General features: G+C 68.5%; 8 protein-coding genes and 1 pseudogene. 7 read left to right on the forward strand and 2 right to left on the reverse strand.

Annotation, left to right across the window (positions count from 1 at the left end):
* Positions 1-110 precede the first annotated feature (110 nt).
* Positions 111-1,475 carry a glutamate--cysteine ligase gene (locus ACQKDV_RS16560; RefSeq protein WP_427785178.1) on the reverse strand — a complete coding sequence of 455 codons (1,365 nt, stop codon included), beginning with the start codon at positions 1,473-1,475 and terminating at the stop codon, positions 111-113.
* 152 nt (positions 1,476-1,627) lie between these two features.
* Between ACQKDV_RS16560 and ACQKDV_RS16565 the strand changes: the two genes are divergently transcribed.
* From ACQKDV_RS16565 to ACQKDV_RS16575, 3 genes and pseudogenes are all read left to right on the forward strand, one after another.
* Positions 1,628-2,332, forward strand: coding sequence for a VIT1/CCC1 transporter family protein (locus tag ACQKDV_RS16565; RefSeq protein WP_427785179.1), 705 nt, complete (start codon positions 1,628-1,630; stop codon positions 2,330-2,332).
* Positions 2,329-3,152 (forward strand): annotated as a pseudogene (locus ACQKDV_RS16570) (helix-turn-helix domain-containing protein). The gene ACQKDV_RS16565 and the pseudogene ACQKDV_RS16570 overlap by 4 nt, the downstream one beginning before the upstream one ends.
* A 139-nt stretch (positions 3,153-3,291) precedes the next feature.
* Complete coding sequence (locus tag ACQKDV_RS16575; RefSeq protein ID WP_427785181.1) at positions 3,292-4,266, forward strand: MBL fold metallo-hydrolase; 975 nt, start codon at positions 3,292-3,294, stop codon at positions 4,264-4,266.
* A 128-nt stretch (positions 4,267-4,394) separates the two neighbouring features.
* Here ACQKDV_RS16575 and yihA read toward each other — a convergent pair whose 3' ends face one another.
* Entirely contained in the window at positions 4,395-4,997 is a 603-nt protein-coding gene (yihA, locus tag ACQKDV_RS16580) for a ribosome biogenesis GTP-binding protein YihA/YsxC (RefSeq protein ID WP_079223317.1), read from the reverse strand.
* Positions 4,998-5,153: 156 nt separating this feature from the next.
* Here yihA and ACQKDV_RS16585 point away from each other — a divergent pair, with 156 nt between their 5' ends.
* The 4 genes from ACQKDV_RS16585 to ACQKDV_RS16600 all read left to right on the forward strand — a co-directional run bounded on the left by ACQKDV_RS16585 (position 5,154) and on the right by ACQKDV_RS16600 (position 8,445).
* Positions 5,154-5,951 carry a c-type cytochrome gene (locus ACQKDV_RS16585; protein ID WP_427785183.1) on the forward strand — a complete coding sequence of 266 codons (798 nt, stop codon included), beginning with the start codon at positions 5,154-5,156 and terminating at the stop codon, positions 5,949-5,951.
* A 106-nt stretch (positions 5,952-6,057) separates the two neighbouring features.
* The gene (locus ACQKDV_RS16590; protein ID WP_427785185.1) at positions 6,058-6,708 is read left to right on the forward strand and encodes a thiol:disulfide interchange protein DsbA/DsbL; all 651 of its coding nucleotides are present in this window, start codon (positions 6,058-6,060) and stop codon (positions 6,706-6,708) included.
* 106 nt (positions 6,709-6,814) lie between these two features.
* A complete protein-coding gene (locus ACQKDV_RS16595; protein ID WP_427785186.1) occupies positions 6,815-7,654 on the forward strand; it encodes a thiol:disulfide interchange protein DsbA/DsbL in 840 nt (279 codons plus the stop codon).
* A 53-nt stretch (positions 7,655-7,707) separates the two neighbouring features.
* Positions 7,708-8,445, forward strand: coding sequence for an endonuclease/exonuclease/phosphatase family protein (locus tag ACQKDV_RS16600; RefSeq protein ID WP_427785187.1), 738 nt, complete (start codon positions 7,708-7,710; stop codon positions 8,443-8,445).
* Positions 8,446-8,539 lie beyond the last annotated feature (94 nt).

The raw sequence follows: 8,539 nt of genomic DNA on the forward strand, positions 1-8,539 counted from the left end.
CAGGAACTGGCCAAGCGCATCGCCAGCTGCGATACCGATATCGCCAGCCTGCGCGCTGGCCGGCAACTCCATACATCTGCCGGCCAGCGGCCGGCACTACCGCATTGCAATCAGTACGCGAACTCGCGGAACACCGGATCCACGTCGCCATGCCAGCGGCCATGGAACAGCGCCAGCTTGCGTTCGGCCGGGGTCAGGCCGGACTCGACGATCTCCTGCAGCACGTCCAGGAACTTGCTCTCATCCTGGCCATCGGTATTGCGCGCGGCGCGGCGCTTGAGGCCTTCCACGGAAATCTTCACCGCTTCGCGGGCCAGGTCGCGCACGGTGCCGTTGCGGAACGGCAGGCCCATCGCATGCTTCGGCACGCCGTCACGCAGCGCGTGGCGCTCGGCCAGGGTGAAATCACGCACCAGGTCCCAGGCGGCATCCAGCGCGGTGTCGTCATACAGCAGACCCACCCAGAACGCCGGCAGCGCACACAGGCGGCTCCACGGGCCACCGTCGGCACCGCGCATTTCCAGGTACTTCTTCAGGCGCACTTCCGGGAAGGCTGTGGTCATATGGTCCGACCAGTCGCGCAGCGTCGGCAGCGCACCCGGCAGCACCGGAAGTTTGCCCTGCATGAAATCGCGGAAGCTCTGCCCGCTGGCGTCGTGGTAGATGCCATCGCGGTAGGAGAAATACATCGGCACGTCGAGCAGATAATCGACATAGCGCTCGTAACCGAAACCGTCCTCGAACACGAAGTCGAGCATGCCGGTGCGGTCGGCGTCGGTGTCGGTCCAGATATGCGAGCGATAGCTCAGGTAGCCGTTCGGCTTGCCTTCGGTAAACGGCGAATCGGCGAACAGCGCGGTGGCGATCGGCTGCAGCGCCAGCGAGACGCGGAACTTCTTCACCATGTCCGCTTCGCTGGCGTAATCCAGGTTCACCTGCACCGTGCAGGTGCGGGTCATCATGTCCAGGCCCAGCGAACCGACCTTGGGCATGTACGCACGCATGATCCTGTAGCGGCCCTTGGGCATCCACGGCATTTCATCGCGCGTCCACTTCGGCTGGAAACCCATGCCGAGGAAACCCAGCTGCAGCTCGCCGGCCACCTGCGCCACCTCGTTGAGGTGGGTACCGGTCTCCACGCAGGTCTGGTGGATGGTCTCCAGTGCCGCACCGGACAGCTCCAGCTGACCCGCCGGCTCCAGCGTCACCGAAGCGCCGTCGCGCAGCAGGGCGATGGTATTGCCGTTCTCCTGCACCGGCTCCCAGCCAAAACGGGTCAGGCCGTTGAGCAGGGCTTCGATACCGCGCTCGCCTTCGAAGGTCGGCGGGCGCAGATCGTCCAGGCGGAACCCGAACTTTTCGTGCTCGGTGCCGATGCGCCACTGCGCACGGGGCTTTTCGCCGGAGGCGAGCACCTCGACCAGTTGCGAGCGGTCGGTAATGGGCGTATCGGCGACGTGGCTGGGGCTCGACAAGGGGGAGGACTCGCTGGACAGTGGCAGGGGATGTGGGGCCGGGGGCCGTCCATCGCAAGGGCGCACTATAGCGTGGCGGCCCTTCGCAGCATGCGACGGTGGCGGGTTTCAGCATCCTACCGACGGCGTCTTGACCCCCGTACACTCAGGCCATGAGCCGCCATTCACGACACCCAGAACTGCACCGCGCCGACCGCGTCGGCTGGCTGCGCGCTGCCGTCCTGGGGGCCAACGACGGCATCGTCTCGGTCGCCGGACTGGTGGTCGGCGTGGCCGCCAGCGGTGCCTCGGCCAGCACCATTCTGGCCACCGGCATCGCCGGCACCGTGGCCGGTGCGATGTCGATGGCCGCTGGAGAATACGTTTCCGTGCAGACCCAGGCCGACACTGAAGCGGCCGACCTGGCCATGGAAAAGCGCGAACTGCACGAAGACCCGCACAGCGAGCTGGACGAGCTGACCGCCATCTACCGTCATCGCGGGCTGCAGCCGGCGCTGGCGCGGCAGGTCGCCGAGCAGCTCACCGCGCACGACGCGCTGGGGGCCCACGCACGCGATGAGCTTGGCATCACCGACACCCTGCGCGCACGCCCGCTGCAGGCCGCGCTGGCCTCGGCCGGTGCCTTCGCCTGTGGCGCCGCGCTGCCGGTGCTGACCGCGCTTTTTTCCAGCCCGGAACGGGTCACCCTGGCCACCACCGTCAGCACCCTGCTCGGCCTGTGCCTGACCGGCGCGATGGCCGCCCATGCCGGGGGCGCGCCAGCCACGCGTGGCGCCATGCGGGTGATGTTCTGGGGCGCACTGGCCATGGCCGCCGCAGCCGGCATTGGCCGCCTGCTGGGAGCGCATGTTTCATGACGGCGATGCTGCCGCCCGACATTGCCCTGTTGACCGAGATGGCCAGCCTGGCCGGCTGTGATCGCGCCGAAGGCTATGCCTGCATCACCGCGCGCCGCGAGCACGGCGCCAGCTCGGTGGAGATACCGCAGCCACAGTTTGTGATCCTGCTGGAAGGCAGCAAGCAGGTACGCACCGCGCACCAGGCGCTGAGCGCCCACGCCGGCGACATGCTGCTGTTCACCCAGCGCTGCCGCATCGATGTGGTCAACACGCCCGATGCAGATACCGGCCGCTACCTCAGTGCCATCGTGCCTCTGTGCGCGGAAGTGCTGGGTGCAGCGCGCACACTGTGGAGCGGAGCGCTGCCCACCGCTGGCGATGTGATCGCACAGCCCCGATTGATCGATCATGGCGCCGTGCTGCGGCGCTGGCGCCAGGCGCTGCAGGATGGACATTACAGCGAGGCGCGGCTGGCGCTGGCCGAACTGGTGCTGGCCTGGTGCCGGCAGGGCCATGGCAACCTGCTGCTGCCGCCGGCCCCCAGCCTGGGCGAACAGATCCGCGACCGCATCGCTGCCGAGCCGGCGCGTGACTGGCAGTCGCGTGATGTGGAAGCACAGTTCGCGCTGAGCGGCGCGACCCTGCGTCGCCGTCTGGCGGCCGAGCGCACCAGCCTGCGGCAGTTGCTGACCGAAGCGCGGCTGGCACACGGCATGACGCTGCTGTACACGACCGATCTACCGCTGAAGACGGTGGCTGCCCGCGCGGGCTATCGCTGGCGGCAAGTTTCAGCAAGCGCTTCGCCGAGCAGTACGGGCTGGCGCCGACAGACATCTAGGGGTGGGGTTGTCTGGCAGGGCTTGCAGCCCTGCCGAACACCCCCTGAGCATTCCACGCAGTGGTTTGAGCGCATCGCGCGCGCGCCACCCGGCACGCTGCATGGCACCGGAATCCTCCGTCTTGCCGAGCGTCAACCCATGAACCTCCATCACCTGCCGCTGCGCGGCGCCCTGCTGTTGGCCCTGTCTTCCCTGCCCCTGGCCGCCCTGGCCGAAGCCACCTCGCCCGCCCCCGCCCAGCAGATGCCGGGCGTCTACCACCAGCGCGTCGGCAGCCTGCAGGTCACCGCCCTGTTCGATGGCGTGGTCGCGCTGGGCCGGCAGGAAGTGGTCGGCGTCGCCCCGTCCCTGGTCACCCGCCTGCTCGACGGCCGCTATGTGCCCGAGGACAAGAAAGGCCTGCAGACCGCGGTCAACGCCTTCCTGGTCCGCCAGGGCAATCATCTGACCCTGGTCGATACCGGCACCGCGCAGTGCTTCGGCGCCGGCCTGGGCCAGGTACTGGGCAACCTGAGCGCAGCAGGCGTGGACCCGGCCGAGGTGGACGACGTCCTGCTCACCCACGCCCACCCGGACCATCTGTGCGGCCTGCTCGATGCCCAAGGCCAACCGGCCTATCCCCATGCCACGGTATGGCTGTCCAGGGCCGATGCCGATTACTGGCTGGACCCCGCCAGCGCAGCCACGGCGCCGCAAGGCCTGCGCTTCGCCTTCCCGCTGGCCCGCAACGCGGTTGCTCCGTACCAGGCCCAGCACCGGCTGCGCACCTTCCAGCCCGGCGATGCCCTGCCCAGCGGCGCGGTGGCGATGGACACCCACGGCCATACCCCGGGCCATATCTCCTACCGGTTCGACAGCCAGGGCCAGTCACTGCTGGTGTGGGGCGATGTACTGCACTTCCACGCGGTGCAGTTCGCACACCCGGAGGCCGCATTCGAAGCTGATGCGGACCGCACGGCGGCCATCGCCAACCGTCGCGCCCTGCTGCAGCAGGCCACCGCCAAGGGCTGGTGGGTGGCCGGCGCGCACCTGCCGTTCCCCGGGCTGGGCCACGTGCGCCGCGAAGGCGAGGCCTACGCGTGGGTGCCAGCGGAGTATTCGCCGTTGAAATGAGCCGGTGAGCCCTTGTAGAGCCGAGCCCTTGCTCGGCTACCGGGGCCGCACCGCGCTGGGCGCGGCAGCCGAGCATGGGCTCGGCTCTACAGGAATTCTGCCGGGCAACGCCCGGCACGCTACATCGATTACGCCAGCCCCAGCCAGCCGCCGATCACCCCGCGGGCTTCGTCCACGCCGGTACGGTCCTCGCCGGAGAACACCTGCACGCTGACGCTGTCGCCATAGGCCGAATGCAGTTCCTTGCGGACCTTCTGCAGGGTCTGCATCTGCTGGCTGCGGCTGAGCTTGTCAGCCTTGGTCAGCAGCGCGTGCGCAGGCATCCCACGCTGCACGGCGTAGGACAGCATCTGCCGGTCGTAGTCCTTCAGCGGGTGGCGGATGTCCATCACCACCACCAGGCCTTTGAGGGCCTCGCGGGTACGGAAATACCGGTCGATGAAGGCCTGCCAGTGCGCCTGCAGGTCCAGCGGCACCTTGGCGTAGCCGTAACCGGGCAGGTCGACCAGGTGCGCTTCCGGGGTGATCTGGAAGAACACCAGCTGCTGGGTGCGGCCGGGGGTCTTGGACACTCGGGCCAGGGAGTTCTGCCGGGTCAGCGCGTTGAGGGCGCTGGACTTGCCGGCGTTGGAGCGGCCGGCGAAGGCCACTTCGGCCCCTTCATCGGGCGGCAGCTGCCGCACGTTGTGGGCCGAGAGGTGGTAACGGGCGCGTTCGATGAGCAATGACATATGCCTAGGATCGCATGTTGCGGCGCCGCGCGCCCGTTCCCGGCGCCGCAGGCCGGGAAAATGCTGCACTGCTTCGTTGACCGTGCGCGGAAACGGCGTTGATAATCCGGGCGATGCCGGGGGCCACGCCCGGCCCGGTCCATACGGAGCTTCAGCATGCGCCACGCTCGCGTTCTTGCCGTATCTGCTCTTGCCACCGCCGTCGCCGCCGCCGCTGCCTTCGCGCAGACCACGCTGACCCCGCTGCCCGACAACGGGCCTATCCGCACGGCCTCACTGGAGGTGGATTTCAGCAAGACCACCTGGGGCGATGCCAAAGCTGGCCAGACCAAGGCCTCGGCCTGCGCGGCCTGCCACGGTGCCGACGGCAATTCCACGGTGGAGATGTACCCGTCCATCGCCGGCCAGAGCGAACGCTACGTTGCCCAGCAGATGGCCCTGATCGCCAACGGCCAGCGCAGTTCCGGCGCGGCGGTGGCGATGGTGCCCTTCGTGCAGAACCTCACCCCGCAGGACATGCGCGACATCGGCGCCTTCTTCGCCACCCAGAAGGCCACCGCCGGCATTGCCGACGATACTGCCGTGGCCGACGGCCCCTACAAGGGCATGAAGTTCTACGAGATCGGCCAGCAGCTGTACCGCGGCGGCGACGCCACGCGCGGCCTGCCGGCCTGCATGGCCTGCCATGGCCCCAGCGGCGCCGGCAACCCCGGCCCGGCCTACCCGCATCTCGGCGGACAGCACGCCAGCTATGTCGCCCGCCGCCTGCAGGAATACCAGACCGGGCAGACCAACGAGACCGACAAGGCGCACTTCCAGATCATGGCCGCCATCGCCCAGAAGCTGAGCGAGCAGGAAGTCCAAGCCCTGTCCAGCTACCTGCAGGGCCTGCACAACAAGGCCGATGACTTCGCTGCTGAGGCGGCCGCCACGCAACCGGCCGCCGCTCCCTGACCGCCACTGGTCGGTTCGGGTCGCCACGGCGGCCCGCAGCTGCGGTATGTTTCCTCCACGCCGGCGGCTGCGCCGGCGTTGCTGTTTTCAATGGAGATGCGTGTCGATGAAGTTGATTCCCCGCCTTCTGCTGTCCCTGCTGGTGATGCTGCCGTTGGCCGTCTGCGCCGCCCCCCCCGCCAATGCCCCGCTGGTTGAAGGCAAGGATTACGAGCGCATCGCCAAGCCCGGCCCGTTCCAGCCGCTGGCCGGCAAGATCGAAGTCGTTGAAGTGTTCGGCTACACCTGCCCGCACTGCGCGCACTTCGAGCCGCAGCTGGAAGCCTGGGCCGCCAAGCTGCCGGCCGACGTGCGCTTCACCCCGGTCCCGGCCGCCTTCGGCGGTGCCTGGGATGCCTGGGCGCTGGCCTATTACGCCGCCGACGAGGTGGGCGTGGCCAAGCGCAGCCACGCGGCTGTGTTCAAGGCCCTGCACGAACAAGGTTCGCTGCCGATGCAGAACGTGTCGGCCGATGAGCTCGCCACGTTCTACGCCACCTACGGCGTGAGTGCCGACCGCTACAAGCAGGCCCTGCGCGGTGATGCGGTGCAGAAGAAGGTGGCCGAGGCCCGCGCCTTCGCCCAGCGTACCCAGGTGCCGGGCACCCCGGCGATCATCATTAACGGCCAGTACCTGGTGCGTGGCACCAGCTTCGAGGACCAGCTGCGCATTGCCTCCCAGCTGATCTCCGAAGCCCGCGCCCGCCGCGGCCGCTGAACCGATCCCGACCCTGCACACGGCGCTGTCGCCGCCGCATGTCATCATTTCCCCCTGGCTGGCGCGTGTCGCCGGCCCCACCTTTCCAGTTGCTGGAGACGTTTCAATGAAGACCCGTATCGCCGCTTTCGCACTTGCAGCCCTGCTGCCGCTCCTGGCGGCCTGCAAGGCCGATGACGGCAGCACCAACACCACCGCCCCGGCTGAACCGGCCGCCACCCCGGCTGCCGCCGAGCCTGCTGCGGCCCCCGCCGCCGAGCCCGCTGCCGCTGAAGGCGCAACCCCGGCCGCCGAGGGCGACAAGTCCGCCACCGAGGCCACCCCCGCTGCGGCACCGGCCCCGACCACCACCGCGCTGACCGGCCCGGCCCCGGTGGAAGGCAGCGACTACCAGCTCATCAGCAATGGCCAGCCGTTCCAGCCGGCCGCCGGCAAGGTTGAGGTCGTGGAGATCTTCGGCTACGTCTGCCCGGCCTGCGCCGCCTTCCAGCCGCTGGTCGGCCCGTGGAAAGCCGGCCTGCCCAGCGACGTGAACTTCGTCTACGTGCCGGCCATGTTCGGCGGCACCTGGGACAACTACGCCCGCGCCTTCTACGCCGCGCAGACCCTGGGCGTGCAGGAAAAGACCCACGAAGCGCTGTATTCGGCCATCCACTCGCAGAAGACCCTGAAGGGTGAGCGCGGCGCCGATTCGGTCGACGATATCGCCAGGTTCTACGCCGGCTACGGCGTGGATCCCAAGCAGTTCGCCGCCACCATGGGCAGCTTCGCGGTGAACGCCAAGACCAACTCGGCCAAGCAGTTCGCCCAGCGCAGCCAGATCAGCGGCACGCCGTCGATCATCATCAACGGCAAGTACCTGGTGAAGGGCAAGAGCTTCCCGGACATGCTGCGCATCGCCGACCACCTGATCGCCCGCGAACGCGCTGCGGCCCAGGCTCACTGATCCAAGAGAAAGCATTACCGGCCGTGAATTCCCCCCATACACGGACTCTGCGCTTGCTGACGGCCAACATCCAGGCCGGTTCAAGCACCCGCCGGTACAGCGACTATGTGACCCGCAGCTGGTCACATGCGCTGCCGGCGGGACGCAAGCGCAGCAGCCTGGACGCAATTGCCACCCTGGCACGCGGCCACGACATCGTTGGACTGCAGGAGGCCGACCCGGGCAGCCTGCGGTCGGGCTTCACCAACCAGACCCACTACCTGGCCCAGCGTGCCGGCTTCAACTACTGGAGCCACCAGCCGAACCGGCGCATGGGCGGGGTGGCGTCCAGTGCCAACGGCCTGTTGAGCAAGCTGGAGCCGGTGGAGGTACAGGACCACGCCCTGCCCGGCCGCATCGGCGGGCGCGGCGTGCTGCTGGCCAAGTTCGGTGATGGCCACGACGGCCTGGCCGTGGCCGTGGCCCACCTGTCACTGGGCGCCGGCTCGCGGATGTCCCAGCTCGGCTTCATCGCCGAGCTGCTGTCCGACCACCCGAACGCCGTGCTGATGGGTGATTTCAACTGCCTGGCCGAACGCCCGGAAATGCAGGTGCTGTACCAGAAGACCCGGCTGCAGCCGCCGGGCTGCGTGGTGCCGACCTTCCCCAGCTGGCGCCCGGACCGGGCCATCGACCACATCCTGGTCAGCAGCAACCTGCAGACCCGCAGCGTGGAAGCCGTACCGGCCGCGTTCTCCGACCATCTGGCCCTGGCCATGGCCATCGACGTCCCCGCCGACGCCCTGCGCTGACCCACCGCCCCGGTAGGTGCGGACCGTTGGTCCGCACTGAAAAAGGGGACGGAGGGGATTAAGTCGTTTGTGGAACAAACGACTTAATCCCCTC

Source organism: Stenotrophomonas sp. NPDC077659, assembly GCF_050268705.1.
Taxonomy (GTDB): domain Bacteria; phylum Pseudomonadota; class Gammaproteobacteria; order Xanthomonadales; family Xanthomonadaceae; genus Stenotrophomonas.